Origin of the sequence: Pseudomonas sp. PsB, assembly GCF_043658375.1 — a bacterium.
GTDB lineage: Bacteria > Pseudomonadota > Gammaproteobacteria > Pseudomonadales > Pseudomonadaceae > Aquipseudomonas > Aquipseudomonas putida_Z.
This window is the reverse complement of sequence record NZ_JBIGLU010000022.1, coordinates 68,984-88,777: the sequence shown is the minus strand read 5'-3', so window position 1 is coordinate 88,777 and position 19,794 is coordinate 68,984. Positions and strand designations below refer to the sequence as shown.

The following is a 19,794-nucleotide window of genomic DNA, read 5'->3' as shown; positions in this document are numbered from 1 at the left end:
CCTCGCTGCCGTTGGCTTCTTAGAACGCCACCGTGGCACTGTGATGCCTCGGCGGGGGCGAGTCCATCGATTACAGGAGAATGCAATCCTTTGTAGGAGCGGCCTTGTGTCGCGATGGGCTGCACAGCAGCCCCAATAGCCACCTACACTGTCCCTGATTGCCTCTGATTTCCTCAGGAGCCACCATGGACGATTCCAGCCAGGGCAAGCCCCCTACCTTCTGGCAGATGCTGCACAGCATCCTAGCTGCCGCCTTCGGCGTGCAAAGCGGCAAGAACCGCGCCCGCGACTTCACACACGGCAAGGCCAGCCATTTCATTGCGCTGGGGACGCTGTTCACCCTGGTGTTCATTGCCGTGCTGATCGGCCTGGTGCAGTTGGCCCTGCACCTTGCGCGCTAGCAAAAACGCCTGCGGGACTCCCTCCCGCAGGCGCTCTGGCTGCATCACGGTCTTGAATACAAGTCTACTGGTGGCTGACCCAATACACGGCAGTGACCACCACCAGAACGATCAGGCAGAGGATCGCCCAGGCATCGACGCTGCTGTCAGCTTTGCGGACCTTGGTTGAGTTTCCCATTGCATTGCCTCTTGTGGTGGTTATGGGAATGCACTTCACCACCAGCAGTTAAGACGAGCAATGCCCTTCCCTCAAGCAGGGTCTTTCAATAATTGATCGGTGATGTCAGAAACGGGTACTGGTAGTCGGGCGGCCGCCCTTCGGCACTGTAATGCTGGAAATCGATGCCGTAGTCCGGCCGCTCCAGCAGTTTCAGCCAACGGGTTGCCTTGGCCTGGTCGATCGGCTGCAACACCGGCACGCGGTGCTCGCGCAGGCCGTCACGGTTCACCGCCAGCCCCTGGGCATCATCGTGCAGCATCACCATGGCCCAGCCGCCGAGGGTGAAATGCCCGCCCATCAGCGCGCTCAGGCGCCCGTCGATACGTGCGTGCAGGGCCTCTGGCGAGCTGTTGATGGCACTGAACAGCACATCGCGCCCCGGCTTGCGCCCCGCCTCCTCGAACGCCTGCATGGCACCAAAGGCCATTTCGTCGTTGGCCGACCACACCAGGCGGGTGGCCGGGTAGCGCTCCAGCAGTTGCTGCGCCTGCTCGTAAGCGCGCTGGCGGCTCCAGCCGCCATATACCACCTGGCGCAGGCGCACCTGAGGGAAGTCGGCCAGGGCCCGGCGCATGCCTTCCTCGCGCAGTTGCGAGGCCGGGGTGGTCTTGACCCCGGCAAACGCCAGCAGGTCCACCGGCCCGCTGTCACGAGGCAATTGCGCGACCATCTGGTGCAACATCTGGAAGCCCGCCTGCTCGTCGTTGGCCGTCAAGGTGCCCAGCAGCTCGGCATACTTGTCGGGCTGGGCCTCGATGCTGCGGGCCTGGCTGGCAGTCAGGCCGTTGTTGACCAGGAACAGCTTGACCCCGCTGCCGCGCGACAGGCGGATGATCTCCGGGGCCACGTACTGCTCGTTGACCAGTACCAGGTAATCCGGGCGCTGCGCCCCGCCCAAGATCGCCCTGGCCTGGGTCAGCGCCAGGTCGGCGCGGCGTTCGCTGTACTCCACGCGCAGGGTCATGCCCAGCTCGTCCGCGGCGGCCTGCATGAAGCGCGTATAACTGGTCCAGAACGTCTCGGTGGACAGCCCCGGGTTGAGGAAAACCACCGAAGCCGGCTGCGCGCTTGCCGCCAGCGGCAAGGCAAGACACAAGCTTTGGCACAACGCCTTGAGCATGGGCTGACATCCCTGCGAAGCAAACATCGGATTATAAACGCCAGGCCACGCCCAACGCACAAATGGCAGTCAGTCTCACATAGTTCATTTGGTTCTTTTCATATGCAAAAACATCACTTTAGCGCATAAACGCAACCTGCTATCGTTCCCCGGCTCCGAAGCGGAGTGCGCGGCCGTGCGCGCGAATAGCTGCATGCCTGAGACAGGACTTTTATGTACGTATACGACGAGTACGATCAGCGGATCATCGAGGACCGCGTCAAGCAGTTCCGTGATCAGACCCGCCGCTATCTGGCAGGTGAGCTGAGCGAAGAAGAATTCCGCCCTCTGCGCCTGCAGAACGGCCTTTACATCCAACGTTTCGCACCGATGCTGCGCGTCGCCGTGCCGTACGGCCAGCTGAACGCCACCCAGGTCCGCACCCTGGCCAGGATCGCCCGCGACTACGACAAGGGCTACGCCCACATCTCCACCCGCCAGAACGTGCAGTACAACTGGCCGGCACTGGAAGACATCCCGGACATCCTCGCCGAACTGGCCACCGTGCAGATGCACGCGATCCAGACCAGCGGCAACTGCCTGCGCAACACCACCACCGACCAGTTCGCCGGTGTGGCCGCAGACGAAATCGTCGACCCGCGCCCATGGTGCGAAATCGTCCGCCAGTGGACCACCTTCCACCCGGAATTCGCCTACCTGCCGCGCAAGTTCAAGATTGCCATCAACGGCTCGCAGGAAGACCGCGCCGCCATCGAAGTGCACGACATCGGCCTGGAGCCGGTGCGCAATGCCGCTGGCGAGCTGGGCTTCCGCGTGCTGGTCGGTGGCGGCCTGGGCCGTACCCCGGTGGTGGGCTCGTTCATCAACGAGTTCCTGCCGTGGCAGGACCTGATCAGCTACCTCGACGCCATCCTGCGCGTGTACAACCGTTACGGTCGCCGTGACAACAAGTACAAGGCGCGGATCAAGATCCTGGTCAAGGCCCTTACCCCGGAAGTGTTCGCCGAGAAGGTCGAGGCCGAAATGGTCCACCTGCGCGGCGGCAGCACCACGCTGACCGAAGCCGAAGTGCAGCGTGTATCGCGTCACTTCGTCGACCCGGCCTACCTGGCCCTGGACAACTTCGACTACGCCGCCCTGGACGCCGAATACCCAGGCTTCGCCCGCTGGCGCTCGCGCAACACCCGCGCCCACAAGCGCCCTGGCTACGTGGCCGTGACCCTGTCGCTGAAGCCCACCGGCGTTGCCCCGGGCGACCTGACCGACAAGCAGCTGGACGCCGTGGCCGACCTGGCCGAGCGCTACAGCTTCGGCTTCCTGCGCACCTCGCACGAGCAGAACATCATCCTCGCCGACGTCGAGCAGCGCCAGCTGCACGCCCTGTGGCTGGAACTGCGCGAAAGCGGCTTCGCCACCCCGAACATCGGCCTGCTGACCGACATCATCTGCTGCCCGGGTGGTGACTACTGCTCGCTGGCCAACGCCAAGTCGATCCCGATCGCCGAATCCATCCAGCGCCGCTTCGACGACCTGGATTACCTGTTCGACATCGGCGAGATCGACCTGAACATCTCCGGCTGCATGAACGCCTGCGGCCACCACCACGTGGGCCACATCGGCATCCTCGGCGTGGACAAGAAGGGCGAGGAGTTCTACCAGGTGTCGCTGGGCGGCAATGCCGCGCGTGGCGCGAGCCTGGGCAAGATCCTCGGCCCGTCCTTCGCACAGGATGACATGGCCGATGTGATCGAGAAGCTGATCGCCGTGTACGTCGAGCAACGTACCGAGGAAGAGCGTTTCATCGACACCTACCAGCGTATCGGCATCGACCCCTTCAAGGAACGCGTCTATGCAGCGAATCATTAAGAACAACCAGATCGTCGACGAAACCTGGCATCTGCTGCCCAAGGAAACGTCCTTTGACGAGCTGACCAACTGCGACGACTACATCGTCCCGCTGCAGATGTGGCGGGACCATGCCCATGCGCTCAAAGCCCGTGACGGCGGGCTGGGCATATGGCTGGACAGTGACGAAGAAGCCGAAGAAATCGGCGAAGACGTGCAGCACTTCCAGGTCATCGCACTGAACTTCCCGGCGTTCACCGACGGGCGCAACTACTCCAATGCGCGCCTGCTGCGTGACCGCTACAAGTTCAAGGGCGAGCTGCGCGCCATTGGCGATGTGCTGCGCGACCAGCTGTTCTTCATGGCCCGTTGCGGTTTTGACGCGTTCGCCATCCGTGCCGACAAGGACCCGGAAGACGCGCTGCAAAGCCTGAAGGACTTCTCGGTGACCTACCAGGCAGCCACCGACGAGCCGCTGCCGCTGTTCCGCCGCCGCTGATCGTCACCTTGCAATGCCAGACGGCCCGCCTATATGGCGGGCCGTTTCGTTTTCCTGTACCGGCCTCTTCGCGGGCTTGCCCGCTCCCACAGTTACACCACAGGCTTCAAGGACTGTGGCACTCCTGTGGGAGCGGGCAAGCCCGCGAAGAGGCCGGTACAGGAAGAATCTGTTATTCCAGCAACACAGTCACGACTTTGCCGCTGATTCTTGACTGTGAATCAAATGACCTTGGCCCCGCCCCACCTTAATCAATCCCCCTCAAAGCCGCACACTGCTCCCCACACGAAGAGCGATCGAACCCGAGCGACCAGGCTCGATTCGGCTCACCCCTCACTCACCAGGAGCAGATCCATGAGCATTCCATCCTTCGGCCTCGGCACCTTCCGCCTCACCGGCCAAGCCGTCATCGATTCGGTCAAGTCGGCCCTGGAACTGGGCTACCGGGTCATCGACACCGCGCAGATCTACCAGAACGAAGCCGACGTCGGCCAGGCCATCGCCGAAAGCGGCGTCAAGCGCGAAGAGCTGTTCATCACCACCAAGATCTGGGTCGAAAACTACGCCGCCGACAAGTTGATCCCGAGCCTGCGCGACAGCCTGCAGAAACTGCGCACCGACTACGTCGACCTGCTGCTGATCCACTGGCCTGCCCCAGGCAACGGCGTTGAGCTGCGCGAGTACATGACCGCCCTGGCCGAAGCCAAGAAGCTGGGCCTGACCCGCCAGATCGGTGTATCCAACTTCAACATCGAACTGACCCGCCAGGCCATCGAAGTGGTCGGCAAAGGCGAAATCGCCACCAACCAGATCGAACTCAGCCCGTACCTGCAGAACAGCAAGCTGACCGCGTTCCTCAAGGAACAAGGCGTCACCGTCACCTCGTACATGACCCTGGCCTACGGCAAAGTCCTGAAGGACCCGGTTCTGGCTGACATCGCCGCCAAGCACAAGGCCACCGTCGCCCAGGTTGCCCTGGCCTGGGCCCTGCAGCTGGGCTACGCGGTGATCCCGTCGTCGACCAAGCGCGAAAACCTGGCCAGCAACCTGCTCGCCCGTGACCTGAAGCTGGACGCCGACGACATGGCACGCATCGCCAAGCTCGAACGCAATGGCCGCGAAGTCAGCCCTGACGGCCTGGCGCCAATCTGGGATTGATACCATGACCACGCCCCTCGAACGCCTGACCGCTGGCGGCTTCAGCATCGGCCTGGAAGCACCGCTGGACCATGACTGGACGCCCGCCGGCGACCAGGCGCGGCGCCGCGATGGCCGCCAGTTCGGCGAGCCGGACCTGGCCCGCCACGCAGAACTGGCACAACTGGCCGACCGCCTGGGCTACCGCGCCCTGTGGGTCCGCGATGTGCCGCTGTACGACCCGTCGTTCGGCGACGCCGCCCAGGTGTTCGAGGTGTTTGCCTACCTCGGCTACCTGGCCGGGGTAACCCGCGACATCCTGCTTGGCACGGCTGCCGTGGTGCTGCCGATTCGCGAACCGCTGCTGACCCTGAAATCGGCCAACAGCGTGCAGCGCCTCAGTGGCAACCGCCTGCTGCTGGGCGTGGCCAGTGGTGACCGGCCGGTGGAGTACCCACTGTTCGGTCGGGATTTCGAGGGGCGTGGCAACACCTTCCGCGAACAGGTCGCGCTGCTGCGTGATGGTGCCAACGGCCACCTGCCCGAAGGGCTGGCCGTGCTACCCAGCACCGCTTCGCCGCTGCCGTTGCTGGTAGCCGGCCTGGCCCAGCAGAGCCCGGCATGGATCGGCAGCAACCTGGACGGCTGCCTGGCCTACCCCGGCACAGCGGACGACCACCGGCAGCGGGTCGCCGCCTGGCGCACGGTGGCGGGCAACAAGCCCTACAGCAGCTTCATCCACCTGGACCTGGCGGACAACCCCGACGAACCGCTGCAACGCTGGCGCTTCGGTTTCCGCGGCGGCCGCAAGGCGCTGGCGGCCGAACTCGGCGCCCTGCGCGCGGCGGGCGTCGACCATATCGGCCTGCACCTGCGGCGCAACGTGCGGCCGCTGGACGAAACCCTGCGCGAAATCGCCGAATACGTATTGCCACAATTCCATGAGACAAAAGCCCAACTGACGGAGGCCACCCCATGACAGGAACACGCGCAATGAAAGCCGGGCGCGTCCTGTTTGCCCTGGCCATCGGCGCCTTCGGCATCGGCACCACCGAGTTCACCCCGATGGGCCTGCTGCCGGTGATCGCCCAAGGTGTCGATGTCAGCATCCCCAGCGCTGGCATGCTGATTACCGCCTATGCCATCGGGGTGATGGTCGGTGCGCCGATCATGACCCTGCTGTTCAGCCGTTTCGGCAAGCGTGCCGCGCTGATGGCGCTGATGGCCATCTTCACCCTCGGCAACCTGCTGTCGTCGCTGTCGCCGGACTACTACACCCTGCTCGCCTCGCGCCTGGTCACCAGCCTCAACCACGGCGCGTTCTTCGGCCTTGGCGCGGTAGTGGCCGCCAGCGTGGTGCCCAAGGAGAAACAGGCCAGTGCCGTGGCCACCATGTTCATGGGCCTGACCATCGCCAACATCGGCGGCGTGCCGGCCGCCACCTGGATCGGCCAGCAGGTCGGCTGGCGCATGGCCTTTGCCGGTACCGCCGTGCTCGGCCTGCTGGCCATGGCCGCGCTGTGGTATGCCCTGCCCAAGGGTGAACGCGGCAGCGTGCCGCACGTGCGCAAGGAGCTGGCGGTCATCGCCCGCCCCAGCGTGCTGCTGGCAATGGCCACCACCGTGCTCGGTGCCGGCGCCATGTTCACCTTGTACACCTACGTGGCACCGGTACTGGCCGAACTGACCGGCGCCTCGGACAGCTTCGTCACCCTCGGCCTGGTGCTGATCGGTGTGGGCTTCACCCTGGGCAACAGCCTGGGTGGCCGCCTGGCCGACTGGTCGCTGGATGGGGCGGCGCGGATCTTCCTCGCGGCACTGGCAGTGATCATGCTGCTGATGCCGCTGGTGCTGGGCAGCCACATCGGCGCCGCCATCGCCTTGCTGGTGTGGGGCATGTTCACCTTCGCCGTGGTACCACCGCTGCAGATGCGGGTGATGATCGCCGCCATCGAAGCACCGGGGCTGGCCTCGTCGATCAACGTCGGCGCGTTCAACCTGGGCAATGCCGTGGGCGCGGCGCTGGGTGGTGCGGTGATCAGCCTGGACCTGGGCTATGCGGCAGTGCCGATGGCAGGTGGCGTGCTGGCGGCTGCCGGGCTGCTGCTGGTGTGGCTGGGCGGGCGTAGCAAGGCTGCCGGGAAAACCGCAGCCGACGCAGCCTGACAGAGCCCCCTCCTGTGGGAGCGGCCTTGTGTCGCGAAAGGGCTGCATCGCAGCCCCGGCAACCTATGCATCACAGCTGAAATCCCGGGGCCGCGTTGCGGCCCTTTCGCGACACAAGGCCGCTCCCACAGGGATTGCGCAAGCTTTCAGATTTGAGCAAGACAGTTGCCCCATCTCGAGCGGTCTCAATTGTTCCACGCACTGCAATTATGATGTGCCAGGCACACCCATTCTCTGTTCGGCCAGCGGCTACTACTCTCCTACCAGCCAATCGAACTGAGGAGTACCCCGATGTCCCGCCCACCCCTGCCGCCCTTCACCCGCGAAAGCGCCATCGAAAAGGTCCGCCTGGCCGAGGATGGCTGGAACAGCCGCGACCCGGCCAAGGTCGCGCTTGCCTATACCATCGACACCGTCTGGCGTAACCGCGCCGAGTTCCCGCGTGGCCGTGCCGAGGTCCAGGCGTTCCTGACGCGTAAATGGAACCATGAACTGGAGTACCGCCTGATCAAGGAGCTGTGGGCCTTCACCGGCAACCGCATTGCCGTGCGCTATGCCTACGAGTACCACGACGACAGCGGCCAGTGGTACCGCGCATATGGCAACGAGAACTGGGAGTTTGCCGAGGACGGGCTGATGCAGAACCGTCATTCGAGCATCAACGAGCACCCTATCAGCGAAGCCGAGCGCAAGTTCCGCTGGCCGTTGGGCCGGCGCCCGGATGATCACCCCGGGCTCAGCGAACTGGGGCTCTGATCAGCCCAGCGGCAGCATGACCCTGACTTCCAGCCCGCCACCCGGGCGGTTGCCCAGGGTCACGCTGCCCCCCTGCTCCAGCACGATGGCCCGTGCTGCGGGCAGGCCCAACCCCACGCCACCGGTATTGCGGTTGCGTGAACCTTCGATACGGTAGAACGGCGCGAATACCTGCTCATGCAGCTCCGGCGCGATGCCCGGCCCGCGATCCAGCACGGTAATCTCGATCTGCCTGGCGCTCACCGCCAGCACCACCGTTGGCTCACAGCCGTACTTCGCTGCATTGTCGATCAAGTTGACCAGCACACGCCTGATACCCACTGGCCGCCCCGTGTACACGCAGCGGCGCGGCCCGCTGAGGCCGACCTCGACCCCCGCGTCCTTGAAGTCGTCCACCACGGTCAGCAGCAACTCGCCCAGGTCGAATACGGTCGTCTGTTCCAGCCGTGCATCATCACGGAAGAACTCCAACGCCGCATCGACCATCGCCTGCATCTCGTCGACGTCCTTGAACAACTTGGCCTGCAGCTGGGCATCGTCGACGAACTCGGCGCGCAAGCGCATGCGCGTCAGCGGTGCACGCAAGTCATGGGAAATGGCCGCGAGCATCTGGGTGCGGTCGTTGAGAAAATGCTTGAGCTGCGCCTGGGTGGCATTGAACGCGAGAATGGCCTGGCGCAGGTCGTGCGGGCCGACCACCGGAATGGGCGGGGCGTTGAAGTCCTTGCCAAAACGCCGCGCACCTTCGGCAAAGCGTTCCAGCGGCTTGGCCAGGTAACGCGTGGCCAGCAGCGCGACGGCAAGGCTGGAAACCAGCATCAGGCCGAGGATGATCAGGTTGCGCGGCAGTTCATCCAGGCCCCAGCTACGGCTGGTGGCACGGAACAGCACCCAGGACTTGTCGCTCAGCTCGATCATCAGCGCATAGCCACGTTCAGGTGCGTACTCCGGCATGTCGGACGGTTCGAAAGCCTCCACCCTGGCATCCGGGCGCTTTAGCAGTGCGCGCAGGATAGGCGTGCCCTCGCTGAACTCGGCATCGACCAGCACTGGCACGCCCGCTTCGTCATGGCGGCGCAGCCAGCGCACGGAATATGAGCCGTCGCCCGCCGCACTGGCGATGTTGGCACGCTGCGCCATGGGCGCGGCATCGAGGATGCGGGTGACCGCTGCAACCTTCTCGATCACCCCGCTCTCCAGCAGCGGTGGCTGCGCCCAGACGCTCAGCAACAGGCTGAACAGCCCCTTGAGCAGCAGCAGGAACAGCATCGCCGTCAGGGTGGTCAGTGCGATCCAGCGGGCAATGGTGATCCTGGGCCGTGGCAGGGCCTGGCGAACCCTGGCCAGCAGCTTCATCGCTTCGCGACCGTGGGCGTGAACAGGTAACCGGCGTTGCGCAGGGTACGGATCAAGGGCTCGTTGCCGTTGTCGGTTTCAAGCTTGCGGCGCAGCCGGCTCACCTGGACGTCGATGCTGCGGTCATAGGCGTCGTAGGCATCGCCACGGGCCATGTCCAGCAACTGCTGGCGGCTGAGCACCCGCCGCGGATGCTCGGCGAACACCAGCAGCAACTCGAACTCACCGTTGGACAAGGGGATCATGACGTTGTCCGGCGAACGCAGCTCGCGCCGCACCACATCCAGCCGCCAGCCGGCAAACTCCAGGGCCGCGCAGGCATGGCCCGCCGTGCCACCGGCCGCTTCACCGGCACGGCGCAGCACTGCCCTCACCCGGGCCAGCAGTTCACGGGCGGCGAACGGTTTGGTCAGGTAGTCGTCTGCCCCCAGCTCCAGGCCAACCACCCGGTCACTCAGCTCGCCCATGGCGGTGAGCATGATCACTGCCACCTTGTGCTCGGCCAGCAAGCGCTGGCACAACACCAGGCCACTGTCGCCAGGCAGCATCACATCCAGAATGACCAGGTCCGGCACCCGCCGCTCAACGGCCTGCCACAGCGCCTTGCCATCCCTGGCCACATCAACCTCGTAGCCATGCTGGCAGAGAAACTTCTGCAGCAGGTCGAGCACCTCGACATCATCGTCGACTATCAGCAAATGGCTCACAAAAAAGCACCGCAAAACAAGGTTACCAAGCCGTACTTTAAGGCCATCCCCACGCAGCCGTCATATATTTCAACCCGGAAACAAAGTGTCGACGCCGAGACAATCCGGACATCCCCGGGCAAAGAAAACTGCGCAGCATCGCCGCCAGTTCTTGCCAGGAATGTATCTATGTCCCGTTCATCATCCGCCTCCCGCTCAGCGCGCTCAGCCGCGCTGGCCTTGTCGCTGCTTGCGGCGGGAGGCTGCAGCCAACGTGCACCGGCCACGGCTGCCTGCGGCAATGTCGCCTATCAGGTCAGTGACCCGGCCGAGCCCGCCAACCGCGCCGTTTTCGCCTTCAACCGCACGGTCGATGACTATCTGCTGGCCCCCGTCGCCCGGGGCTACACCGCGCTGCCCGGTTTTGCCCAACAGGGCATGCACAACTTTGCCAGCAACTTCGGTGAGCCCAAGGTGTTCGTCAACGACCTGCTGCAGGGCAATGGCGAACGGGCGATGACCAGCCTCAGCCGCTTCATCTTCAACACCACCCTGGGTGTGGCGGGGCTGGTCGACGTGTCTGGCAAGATGGGGCTGAGCCAGCATCGCTCGGACTTTGGCCAGACCTTCGGGGTGTGGAACATCGCCGCTGGTCCCATCGTCGAGCTGCCGCTGCTGGGCACCCACAACCTGCGCGATGCCAGCGGCACGGTGCTGGGCCTGGCACTGGACCCGTTTGGCGGCAACAGCGATACCGTAGAAACCATGAGCAACGTAGCCACGGCCGGCGGCATCGTCGATGCACGGGCCGAAGCACTGCCATTGACCGACCTGCTGCGCACCTGGCCTGACTACTACCTTGCGCTGCGTGACTACACCGCGCAGCGGCGCAGCAACCGGGTGGCAGAAGGCAAGGCCGGCGAGCCGGGGGCGTGGCCAGTGGATTGTGCAGGGGGTGCCCGTGAAGAATGATGCCCAAGCCGCCATGCTGCTGTTCAGGCGCCTGGAAGGCGCTGCCCGGCAACCGCTGTTGCTGCATGAACTGGAGGCCCGGGTTTCTGCCGATGGCCGGAGCCTGGTGCTGAGCCGCTATCGCGAACGCTTTACCGCCGAAGGCAAGCCCTACCGGCACGAGGCTCACCGCAGCGTACCGATTGCAGCATTGCTGCGCTGGGTGGCGCGGCAGGGTCAGTGAAATTGGGGCCGCTTTGCGGCCCTTCGCGGGCACGCCCGCTCCCACAGGTGTCGCGCTGAGCTCAGGAAGTACGCGGTTCCGGTGGGAGCGGGCGTGCCCGCGAAGGGCTGCAAAGCAGCCCCTATAAAGCCCCAGCCTCAATGGATATGTCCGAAACGCGACAGTGGCTGCCTGTTCGGCGTGAGACAGGCAAACCGGGCACTGGCTACCCTTCTTCGGCAAATGCCTTGTTCCCTTTCGCCAGAAGAAGATCGCCCATGACGACCTCCACCGCCTCCATGGCCGCCACCACGCCTGCCGACCAACCCCAGGGCTTTCTGGTCCGCATCGTCGGCGCTGCCGCATTCGCCCACCTGCTCAACGACCTGATCCAGGCCGTGCTTCCATCCATCTACCCGATGCTCAAGAGCGATTTCGCGCTGAGCTTTGCCCAGATCGGTTGGATCGCCCTGATCTACCAAGTGACCGCGTCCCTGCTGCAACCCTGGGTCGGCCTGTACACCGACAAGCACCCGCAACCCTACCTGCTGCCGGCTGGCATGCTGGTGACGCTGGTGGGCATCGCCCTGCTCGCCTTCGCCAGCAGCTATGAAATGCTGCTGGTGGCCGCCGCGGTGGTCGGCGTGGGCTCGGCGACCTTCCACCCCGAAGCCTCGCGAGTGGCCAGGATGGCCTCCGGTGGGCGCTTCGGCACCGCGCAATCGACCTTCCAGGTCGGTGGCAACACCGGCTCGGCCCTCGGCCCGTTGCTGACCGCTGCCATCGTCATTCCGCACGGCCAGCCGGCCATTGCCTGGTTCATGCTGGCGGCCGCGCTGGCGGTATTCGTGCTGCTGCGGGTGACCGGCTGGACCGTGCGCCACGGCCAGACCCGGCTCAAGTCCTTCGCCGGCCAGCAGGCCCCCGGCCTGTCGCGTGGTGCCATGTGGCGTGCGGTGGCGGTTATCGCCGTGCTGATGTTCGCCAAGTTCGTCTACATCGCCTCGTTCACCAACTACTTCACTTTCTACCTGATCGAGCATTTCGGCCTGAGCGTGCAGCACAGCCAGCTGTACCTGTTCGTGTTCCTCGCGGCTGTGGCCCTGGGTACCTTCGCCGGTGGCCCGGTGGGTGACCGTATCGGGCGCAAGGCGGTGATCTGGGTCTCGTTCCTCGGCGTGGCGCCCTTCGCCCTCGCCCTGCCCTACGCCAACCTGGCCTGGACGGCGGTACTGGCGGTGGCCATCGGCCTGGTGATGTCCTCGGCCTTCGCCGCCCTTGTGGTGTACGCCCAGGAGGCCGTGCCGGGCCGGGTCGGCATGGTGTCGGGGGTGATGTTCGGGTTGATGTTCGGTATCAGCGGCATCGGCGCCGCCGGGCTCGGCGAACTGGCCGACCGGCATGGCATCGAGTGGGTGTACCAGGTCATCTCGTTCCTGCCGCTGCTGGGGTTGGCCACCGCGCTGCTGCCGGCAACCCGCTCGCAAGCCCGCCCCAGCCGCTGCTGTTAAAGTGGGCGCGCCAGACTGCCCGTACAAGAGGTCGAAATGCTGAAGCCGCAGCACGAATTGCTGGTGGAGGTGGATGAGTGGAGCTGGGAGGTGGGCAGCCGTGCGACGGACTACCCGACCGACTGGTTCATCGAGCCCCACAGCCATGCCAAGCACCAACTGATCTATGCCATCAAAGGCCTGATGATCGTCGAGTCCGGTAACGAACGCTGGACCGTGCCACCCAGCCGCGGCGTATGGATGCCCTGCGGCCAGGTGCACGCGATCCGCTGCGTGGGCGATGTGAAGATGCGCAGTGTGTTCGTGCGCACCGACGCGGCAGTGCAGTTGCCCTTGCAGAGCAAGGCTATCAGCATCTCGCCGTTGCTCAGCGAACTGATCAAGGCCTCCGTCGGCTTTACCGCGCCGTTTGCCGAAGACTCGCGTGAAGCCCGGGTGATGCGCCTGATCCTCGACGAGATCTGCGTGCTGCCGACCTTGCCGCTGAAGCTGTCGCAGCCCGGCGACAAGCGCCTGCAGGCAATCTGCGCCGCGCTGCACGAGCGGCCTGACGACAACGCCACCGTGGCCGACTGGGGCCAGCAGCTGGGGGTGGACGAAAAGACCATCCAGCGCCTGTTCCGCAAGGAAACCGGCATGACCTTCGGCCAGTGGCGCCAGCAGGCGCGGCTGATGCAGGCACTGGAGCGGATCGCCCTGGGCGAGCGGATCATCGATGTGGCGGGGACGCTGGGGTATGACAGCCCAAGTGCCTTCGCCAGCATGTTCAAGCGCCAGTTCGGTATCACGCCGAGTCAGTTCTTCAAATAGCCTGTAGGAAACGTATGATATCGCCCACGCGTTGCTGATCTCGCACAGCAACCCTGTCAAGCCGTGTACAGTACCCTCACAACAAAGCCCCAGAAGGAGCCCGGTACATGACCGTGACGCTGTCCCCCCTGCAGATCGACTGCGATTTCGACTCCGGCAACATCCAGGTGCTGGATGCCAGCAACCCGGCCCAGGTGCACCTGGCCATCCGCCCGGACACCCACAGCGGCCACTACCAGTGGTTCCACTTCAAGGTCAGCGGGTTGACGCCGGGCCAGATCCATCGCTTCAGCCTCGACAACGCCTCCGGTTCCTCCTACAAGAACGCCTGGAGCGGCTACAACGCCGTGGCCTCCTACGACCAGCAAACCTGGTTTCGCGTCCCCAGCCAGTTCGACGGCACGGCGCTGTCGTTCGAGGTAAAGGCCGAACAGCCACACATCTGGTTCGCCTACTTCGAGCCCTACCCGCGCGCGCGCCACAACCAACTGATCGAACGCGCACGGCAACTGCCGGGGGTCGAATTGCTCGCCAGTGGCCGCAGCGTACAGGGCCGCGACATTCCCCTGCTGCGCGCCGGTGATGGCGCCGCAGGCAAGCGCAAGCTGTGGCTGATTGCCCAGCAACACCCGGGCGAACACATGGCCGAATGGTTCATGGAGGGCGTGATCGACCGCCTGCAGGCCAACGACGCGGTGATCCGGCAGTTGCTGGCCAAGGCCGACCTGTACCTGATCCCCAACATGAACCCCGACGGCGCCTTCCTCGGCCACCTGCGCACCAACTTCAAGGGCAAGGACCTCAACCGTGCCTGGCAGGACGCCAGCGTCGAGCTCAGCCCCGAGGTGTTCTTCGCCCAGGCGCAGATGAAGCAATACGGCGTGGATGCGTTCATCGACGTGCATGGCGACGAGGAGATTCCCCATGTGTTCACCGCAGCCTGCGAGGGCAACCCCGGCTACACGCCGCGTCTGGCCAAGCTGGAAGAGCAGTTCCGCAGCACCCTGTGCAGCCTGACCCGCGACTTCCAGACCGTGCATGGCTACACCCGCGACGAACCGGGGCAAGCCAACACGACGCTGGCCTGCAATGCGGTGGGGATGGCGCATGACTGCCTGTCGCTGACCCTGGAAATGCCGTTCAAGGACCATGACGACGCGCCGAATGCCGTCACCGGGTGGTCGGGGGCGCGCTCGAAGGATTTGGCCGGGGCGGTGCTGGAGACATTGGCGAAGATAGTTGGCGATTTGCGCTGAGGCCCCTGGCCGACGCGCCCCCTGTAGGAGCGGCCTTGTGTCGCGAAAGGGCCGCAAAGCGGCCCCGGCGATATCTGCGGCGAAGCTGAAAATGTGGGGCCGCTGCGCGCCCCTTTCGCGACACAAGGCCGCTCCTACAACGATCGCGTCAGCCGGGAGCCATGTCAGAACTGCACATCCAGAAGCACGCTGTCGGTATAGGTCGCAGCCGGGGGTGTAGCCTGGTCGGTGTAAACCTTGGCGTTGTAGTTGAACACCTGGCTACCGGTGCCGGTCCCCGTGCCGGGGTTCACATCGGCATCGGTACTGGCCCGTCGCGCAGCCCCTGTCGAACCTCAGCGCACCGCACCGGCGCCCTTGAAAATGTCATAGGCCAGGTAGTTGTTGGCCGCCGACTTCATCCGCCGCCGCCCATTGGCCACGTTCTGCCCGTCATCCAGGCCCACGGTGTAGTTGCTGCCCTTGGTGCACGACACACTCAGGCTCTGGCTCACCGTGCCGAACCCCGCCACCACCGGCGCGCTGGCGAAATTGATGCTGGGTGTGGTGATCTGGCAGTCGTTGGTCACCGTCATGCTCACCAGCAGGGTCTTGGTACCAGTGCCCTGGTCTCGCCCTATGCAAAGCCCGCCAACACCAATCCCGTCGCAATAGTCCCAGGTCCACTCGACAGTGAGGGTTTCCTGATACAACCCGGCCGATACGTTGCTGCCTACCTGCGTGCGCATGTAGATGGGCACGTTCTTCGGTGTACCGTTGAGCAACCCGAGCAAGTCGAGGATGCCGGTGGTCCTGAATTCGAAGGCGGTGCCACGGGTAATCGGATAGGTGGTCGTGGCGTCGGCATACAGCGTGTAGGGGATTACATCCCCGGTAGGCCCTACCAGCCCGCTGGTGGTAGAGGTGACCTTGATCTTGAAGGAGTCGGTGCTACTGAGCACGCTGATCACCGAACCGTTGCATTGCAGGCCCGAGTTGGTGCTGGAAGCTGTCTGTACCGCGCCACGTACCTGGGTCGAGTTGAGCGAACCAAACGCCGCCGGCGTAGTCAGCACTGACGTGCACTTGGCCCAGGCCGAGCCCGCCCACAACAACAAGGCGCATGCCCACAAACCACGCCAGCAGGCCTTCACTTGCACACCAACGGGCCGATCAAGGGGATCGAACCTTGTGCTTCAGGCAGGTCGAACGCCACCTGGCACTGCCCGCCCCCTTCCAGCTCCACCTGCAGGCGGTTATGCGGCGCCAGGTTCTCCAGATACACCAGGCCATCCCAACCGACCACCGCCTGGCTGCCGCTTTCTGCATGGGTGACACGGCTGCCCAGCTTGAGCACCTGCCGGTCGGCGTCCACCAGTTCGACACTGGCCGCCAGCACGCGCCTGAGCGGGAACTCCAGCAGGTAGCCACTGCCCCGGCGCACCGCCACCCGCTGCTCCACTTCCGGCGCGAGGATGTCTGGTGGCAAGTCCATGGGGTCGATCTCGTACTTGCCGCGGTAGTAACCGCTGCTGTACGGCACCAGCAGGTGGCCATCGGCATCGGTGCGGCCGACTTCCTGGTTTTCATAGCGCACCGGCACATCGGCGTAACCACCGGTGCTGACCACCACGAAGGCATCGTCGATGCGGTTGGCAGCGAACAGCCCGGCATCCATCCACACGAGCGAGCCACTGGCGTCGGCCCAGCGGGTCATCTCGCCACTGCTGCCATACACACCGGCCTGCAACTGCACCGACTGCAGGCGCCAGGTGACATCGGCCTGGCGGTAGGCATCGCGCTCGCTACCGGCGGCGTAGCCCAGGTTGTAACCGACACCACCACCCACCGGCGTCGCGCGGCTGTAGTTGACCCGCTGCAGGCTTTCGCCTTGCTGGCTGCGCTCCATGCCCAGGGCCAGGGTGCCACGCAGGTCGAACGGGATCACCAGTTGCGCCTGCACCGCCCACTGGCTGTCCCCCACTTCACGGTTGGCCGACAGATACACGCTGCTGTTGCCCCACAGCGGCCTGCTGTAGCTCAGGTTGATCAACCGGGTACGTGTGCCGTCGCCAGCGCGCACATCGAAATAGCCGGCGCCGATGTTGCCGTATTCGTTCAGGTTCAGGCTCAACGTGACCTGTTCGCTGCGCTGGCTCAGCTGTATGTCCCGGCTGTCGACCCGGGTCAGGTCGGCATAGTCGCCATGGCGTTGCAGGCGCTGGTAGCTGAAGCCGATGCGCTGGCTGTTGTACTGGTAACCGAGGGCGACCTGGTGGCCCTTGTCGCCGTCGAACCGGCTCTGCGCCAGGGCCGCGTTGAGCACGCCGAGGTTGCCCAGCCGCATGTTGCTGCCCAGGCCCCCCAGCATCAGCGATTCGGCGCTTTCGGCATGGGTCTCCAGGGTGAAGATGTCGCTGACCCCGTAGCGCAGGCTGGCCGAAGCAACCCCGGGCCCGTAGGCAAAATCGCGCACCCCGTAGTCACGGCGCAGGCTGCCGGCTGCCACCGAATAGTCGCTCAGGCCCTGCTGCAGCAGGCTGCTGGTGACGTAGAACGGCAAGGTGGTCGACACCTGCCGGCCAAGGGCATCGGTGGTAACCACTACCGCCTCCCCGGCGCCGTTGATGAACGGCACGTTGGTCAACGTGTAGGGGCCCGGCTGCAATTCGCTGGTGCTGGACTTGTAGCCATTGATGAACAGGTCCAGCGAGGTCGGTACCACCGCTTCACCGGAGAACGCCGGCAGCGGATAGGTGACCAGGTCGGGGCGCGCAGCGAAATCGCGCGACAACTGCAGGCCACCGACCCGCACCGAGCTGGTCCAGGGCAAGGCCCCGGTTATCAGGTCACCGGCTTCGTAGGTCAGCAGGCGCTGCTCGTCGGTGAAGCGCCAGGTGGTGTCGTAGCGCAAGAAGCCCTGGCGCGTGTCGTCGGTCGGCGCACCATTGAACGACTGGCGCCATTGCCCGGTGCTGGAGAACGTACCCCAGCTGTCAAACAGGCGCAGTTCGTTCCAGGCCGCCAGGTAGCTGCCGCCGTCATCGGTGTCGTTCAGGTACAGGTCGTAGTTGAACAAGGCGCCGAAACTGCTGCGCGCATCGCTGGCCGGGTACAGGTTGCGGTCGCCCAGCTGCTGGTCGGGCAGCCAGGCCGGCGGCACTTGCAGCAGCAGGCGCTGGTTCTGGCTGTCGTAGTCGGCGTGCAGCCCGGCGATGGCCTCCAGGGCCACCTCGCCCTGCGGGTTGCCTGGCAGGGAGACGCCGGCCGCCCGCAACACCTCGCTGTCCAGGTACAACTGCCCGGCGCGCTGCTGCACCGGCACCAGTTCAGCCCTGGGCATCTGGTTCACCAGCAGCTCGAGGTACAACGTGGCATCGGCGATCGCGGACAGCTCCGTGGGTGGTGGCGGCAGGTCGTCGGCCAGCACCAGGCCAGGGCCGACCAGGGCCAGCCCCAGGCACCAGCGGTGCGTCCTCGCTGTCAGCCACCTCACACACGGTTTCCAACCATTGCCGGGTCCTCCCTGGCCCCTGCGCGGCATTCAGGCGCAGGTTCATTGGCTTTGGCGGATGGCGTCCGCGCTGCTCTGGCCGTTTACCCTCCCCTTCAGCACACTGCCGGCACTTGGTGCCAGCGGTGCCGGCCAGCGCATGCTGGCCCCCGGCAGCACATAACCCAGCAGGCCATCGGCCAGTGGCTTGCTCTGGCTGCCCTGCTGCACCACCACATCGGTCAGCCGCGCATGCACCGCGCCGGTGTTGCGCAGCTCCACGTACGGCTTGCCCTGCACGGTCACCGCACGCCAGCTGAGTTGCGGCTTGCCGACGCCCTCGGCATTGCGCTTGCCAGCGGGATCGGCCTTGCCCCACAGGCCTTCGCCGTAGACGAACAGGGGTACCGAGTAGCGCATCTGCAGGCGGATCGCCGCGGTGGTGCCGGGCTCGGCCTTGTCGACGGGGATGGCGGGCGGAATTTCGTCGATGATGATGCGGTAGGCCTGCTCCTGGCCGACTGGCGAGGGGCCGGTGCGGGTCAGGCGGATCAGTTGCTTCTGCCCGGGGGCGATGTTGGCCACCGGCGGGCTGCCAATGATCTCGCGCTGCGCCTGGTACTGTTCCTGGTAGTCACCCTGGCGCCAGGCGAACACCCGCACCTGCAGGTTGGCCGGTGCCGTGCCGCGGTTTTCCAGCCACAGTGCGCCGGCCTTCTGGTCAGCCTCCAGCACCGGGTCGATCGGCCAGATCAGCACCGAGGTGGCCGCCCCGGCCGGCAGGCTCGCCAGCCACAATGCTCCGATCAATCCACGCGCCCACTTCGCGCCTGCCCCCATGAAGCTCTCCTTGAATACCGGTCGTTGGTGCCGGTGAACTCACCAGGTCACCGTCACTTGCACCACATCGGTGTAGGTCCCCGCCGGCTGCGTGCCGGTCAGCTGAACCCGCCCGTACACCGGCAGCTTGATCGCCGTCGGGTCGGTGTAGCTCACGGCCACGCTCTGGCCGATCCCCAGGCTCTGGCTGTAGGCCGCGTCCCGGTACAACTGGTAGGCCAGTACCTGCGTGCCGCCCGTACGCTTGAGGTTGCGTGTGCCACTGGCACTGTTCTGCCCGCCATCCACGCTCATGCTCAAGGCCACCCCCGGGGTGCACTGGAAGGTCACCGTGCTGCCGCCCAACGAGGTGCCGATGACTCCGCTGGCCAGCGCCGATTGCGAACCGTAGTCGAGCGTCCCGAAGCTGCTCACACCGCCCACCACCAGGCACCCGGCAACGATCTGCGCCGTCACCTGGAAGCTGCTGGTGGTCGCCGCATCCAGAGGCGCGGCCAGCAGCACGCCGAGGCCGCTCAGGCCGCCAGCCAGCCAGCTGCGCATGG

The 19,794-nt window shown here is 65.2% G+C and carries 18 protein-coding genes and 1 pseudogene; 12 read left to right on the top strand and 7 right to left on the bottom strand.

Annotation, left to right across the window (positions count from 1 at the left end):
* The first annotated feature begins 185 nt into the window (after positions 1–185).
* Positions 186–401 carry a DUF2970 domain-containing protein gene (locus ACGLHT_RS22385; RefSeq protein WP_003256398.1) on the top strand — a complete coding sequence of 72 codons (216 nt, stop codon included), beginning with the start codon at positions 186–188 and terminating at the stop codon, positions 399–401.
* Positions 402–664: 263 nt separating this feature from the next.
* On the opposite strand, the gene ACGLHT_RS22380 is transcribed toward ACGLHT_RS22385, so the two are convergent.
* A complete protein-coding gene (locus ACGLHT_RS22380) occupies positions 665–1,741 on the bottom strand; it encodes an ABC transporter substrate-binding protein (RefSeq protein WP_274121228.1) in 1,077 nt (358 codons plus the stop codon).
* Positions 1,742–1,954: 213 nt separating this feature from the next.
* Between ACGLHT_RS22380 and ACGLHT_RS22375 the strand changes: the two genes are divergently transcribed.
* From ACGLHT_RS22375 to ACGLHT_RS22350, 6 genes are all read left to right on the top strand, one after another.
* Positions 1,955–3,607 (top strand): nitrite/sulfite reductase, encoded by a 1,653-nt coding sequence (locus tag ACGLHT_RS22375; RefSeq protein WP_137163492.1) that lies wholly within the window; start codon positions 1,955–1,957, stop codon positions 3,605–3,607.
* Complete coding sequence (locus ACGLHT_RS22370; protein WP_013971943.1) at positions 3,591–4,085, top strand: DUF934 domain-containing protein; 495 nt, start codon at positions 3,591–3,593, stop codon at positions 4,083–4,085. The genes ACGLHT_RS22375 and ACGLHT_RS22370 overlap by 17 nt, the downstream gene beginning before the upstream one ends.
* A gap of 354 nt (positions 4,086–4,439) precedes the next feature.
* Positions 4,440–5,243 carry a 2,5-didehydrogluconate reductase DkgB gene (dkgB, locus tag ACGLHT_RS22365; protein ID WP_137163491.1) on the top strand — a complete coding sequence of 268 codons (804 nt, stop codon included), beginning with the start codon at positions 4,440–4,442 and terminating at the stop codon, positions 5,241–5,243.
* Between the two features lie 4 nt (positions 5,244–5,247).
* Entirely contained in the window at positions 5,248–6,201 is a 954-nt protein-coding gene (locus ACGLHT_RS22360) for a TIGR03571 family LLM class oxidoreductase (RefSeq protein ID WP_274120898.1), read from the top strand.
* A 14-nt stretch (positions 6,202–6,215) separates the two neighbouring features.
* Complete coding sequence (locus tag ACGLHT_RS22355) at positions 6,216–7,388, top strand: MFS transporter (protein ID WP_025338476.1); 1,173 nt, start codon at positions 6,216–6,218, stop codon at positions 7,386–7,388.
* A 291-nt stretch (positions 7,389–7,679) separates the two neighbouring features.
* Positions 7,680–8,144 carry a nuclear transport factor 2 family protein gene (locus ACGLHT_RS22350; RefSeq protein WP_274120897.1) on the top strand — a complete coding sequence of 155 codons (465 nt, stop codon included), beginning with the start codon at positions 7,680–7,682 and terminating at the stop codon, positions 8,142–8,144.
* Here ACGLHT_RS22350 and ACGLHT_RS22345 read toward each other — a convergent pair whose 3' ends face one another.
* Both ACGLHT_RS22345 and ACGLHT_RS22340 read right to left on the bottom strand, forming a co-directional pair.
* Positions 8,145–9,500: an ATP-binding protein gene (locus ACGLHT_RS22345; RefSeq protein ID WP_274120896.1), complete on the bottom strand. Its 1,356-nt coding sequence runs from the start codon at positions 9,498–9,500 to the stop codon at positions 8,145–8,147.
* Positions 9,497–10,207, bottom strand: coding sequence for a response regulator (locus tag ACGLHT_RS22340; protein ID WP_137163487.1), 711 nt, complete (start codon positions 10,205–10,207; stop codon positions 9,497–9,499). The genes ACGLHT_RS22345 and ACGLHT_RS22340 overlap by 4 nt, the downstream gene beginning before the upstream one ends.
* A gap of 168 nt (positions 10,208–10,375) precedes the next feature.
* On the opposite strand from ACGLHT_RS22340, the gene ACGLHT_RS22335 reads away from it, so the two are divergent.
* From ACGLHT_RS22335 to ACGLHT_RS22315, 5 genes are all read left to right on the top strand, one after another.
* Positions 10,376–11,158 (top strand): VacJ family lipoprotein, encoded by a 783-nt coding sequence (locus ACGLHT_RS22335; protein WP_137163486.1) that lies wholly within the window; start codon positions 10,376–10,378, stop codon positions 11,156–11,158.
* 13 nt (positions 11,159–11,171) lie between these two features.
* Positions 11,172–11,381, top strand: coding sequence for a hypothetical protein (locus ACGLHT_RS22330; protein ID WP_038408308.1), 210 nt, complete (start codon positions 11,172–11,174; stop codon positions 11,379–11,381).
* A gap of 257 nt (positions 11,382–11,638) precedes the next feature.
* On the top strand, positions 11,639–12,871 hold the full coding sequence (locus ACGLHT_RS22325; RefSeq protein ID WP_085617563.1) for an MFS transporter: 1,233 nt from the start codon (positions 11,639–11,641) through the stop codon (positions 12,869–12,871).
* 36 nt (positions 12,872–12,907) lie between these two features.
* Entirely contained in the window at positions 12,908–13,681 is a 774-nt protein-coding gene (locus ACGLHT_RS22320; RefSeq protein WP_137163485.1) for a helix-turn-helix domain-containing protein, read from the top strand.
* Positions 13,682–13,788: 107 nt separating this feature from the next.
* Entirely contained in the window at positions 13,789–14,937 is a 1,149-nt protein-coding gene (locus ACGLHT_RS22315) for a M14-type cytosolic carboxypeptidase (protein WP_274120895.1), read from the top strand.
* Positions 14,938–15,101: 164 nt separating this feature from the next.
* Here ACGLHT_RS22315 and ACGLHT_RS22310 read toward each other — a convergent pair.
* The 4 genes and pseudogenes from ACGLHT_RS22310 to ACGLHT_RS22295 form a co-directional block, all read right to left on the bottom strand.
* Positions 15,102–16,070 (bottom strand): annotated as a pseudogene (locus ACGLHT_RS22310) (spore coat protein U domain-containing protein).
* Positions 16,067–18,364 carry a fimbria/pilus outer membrane usher protein gene (locus tag ACGLHT_RS22305; RefSeq protein ID WP_137164779.1) on the bottom strand — a complete coding sequence of 766 codons (2,298 nt, stop codon included), beginning with the start codon at positions 18,362–18,364 and terminating at the stop codon, positions 16,067–16,069. Before ACGLHT_RS22305 ends, ACGLHT_RS22310 begins: the two are co-directional and overlap by 4 nt.
* A gap of 108 nt (positions 18,365–18,472) precedes the next feature.
* A complete protein-coding gene (locus ACGLHT_RS22300) occupies positions 18,473–19,249 on the bottom strand; it encodes a molecular chaperone (RefSeq protein WP_075044624.1) in 777 nt (258 codons plus the stop codon).
* A gap of 39 nt (positions 19,250–19,288) precedes the next feature.
* A complete protein-coding gene (locus ACGLHT_RS22295) occupies positions 19,289–19,792 on the bottom strand; it encodes a spore coat U domain-containing protein (protein WP_075044623.1) in 504 nt (167 codons plus the stop codon).
* Positions 19,793–19,794: the final 2 nt, after the last annotated feature.

Coding starts and splice junctions, on each gene's coding strand:
- ACGLHT_RS22320 (WP_137163485.1), top strand. CDS start 12,908: ATGCTGAAGCCGCAGCACGAATTGCTGGTGGAGGTGGATGAGTGGAGC.
- ACGLHT_RS22370 (WP_013971943.1), top strand. CDS start 3,591: ATGCAGCGAATCATTAAGAACAACCAGATCGTCGACGAAACCTGGCAT.
- ACGLHT_RS22345 (WP_274120896.1), bottom strand. CDS start 9,500: ATGAAGCTGCTGGCCAGGGTTCGCCAGGCCCTGCCACGGCCCAGGATC.
- ACGLHT_RS22315 (WP_274120895.1), top strand. CDS start 13,789: ATGACCGTGACGCTGTCCCCCCTGCAGATCGACTGCGATTTCGACTCC.
- ACGLHT_RS22295 (WP_075044623.1), bottom strand. CDS start 19,792: ATGCGCAGCTGGCTGGCTGGCGGCCTGAGCGGCCTCGGCGTGCTGCTG.
- ACGLHT_RS22360 (WP_274120898.1), top strand. CDS start 5,248: ATGACCACGCCCCTCGAACGCCTGACCGCTGGCGGCTTCAGCATCGGC.
- ACGLHT_RS22325 (WP_085617563.1), top strand. CDS start 11,639: ATGACGACCTCCACCGCCTCCATGGCCGCCACCACGCCTGCCGACCAA.
- dkgB (WP_137163491.1), top strand. CDS start 4,440: ATGAGCATTCCATCCTTCGGCCTCGGCACCTTCCGCCTCACCGGCCAA.
- ACGLHT_RS22300 (WP_075044624.1), bottom strand. CDS start 19,249: ATGGGGGCAGGCGCGAAGTGGGCGCGTGGATTGATCGGAGCATTGTGG.
- ACGLHT_RS22385 (WP_003256398.1), top strand. CDS start 186: ATGGACGATTCCAGCCAGGGCAAGCCCCCTACCTTCTGGCAGATGCTG.
- ACGLHT_RS22355 (WP_025338476.1), top strand. CDS start 6,216: ATGAAAGCCGGGCGCGTCCTGTTTGCCCTGGCCATCGGCGCCTTCGGC.
- ACGLHT_RS22330 (WP_038408308.1), top strand. CDS start 11,172: ATGCTGCTGTTCAGGCGCCTGGAAGGCGCTGCCCGGCAACCGCTGTTG.
- ACGLHT_RS22375 (WP_137163492.1), top strand. CDS start 1,955: ATGTACGTATACGACGAGTACGATCAGCGGATCATCGAGGACCGCGTC.
- ACGLHT_RS22350 (WP_274120897.1), top strand. CDS start 7,680: ATGTCCCGCCCACCCCTGCCGCCCTTCACCCGCGAAAGCGCCATCGAA.
- ACGLHT_RS22380 (WP_274121228.1), bottom strand. CDS start 1,741: ATGCTCAAGGCGTTGTGCCAAAGCTTGTGTCTTGCCTTGCCGCTGGCG.
- ACGLHT_RS22335 (WP_137163486.1), top strand. CDS start 10,376: ATGTCCCGTTCATCATCCGCCTCCCGCTCAGCGCGCTCAGCCGCGCTG.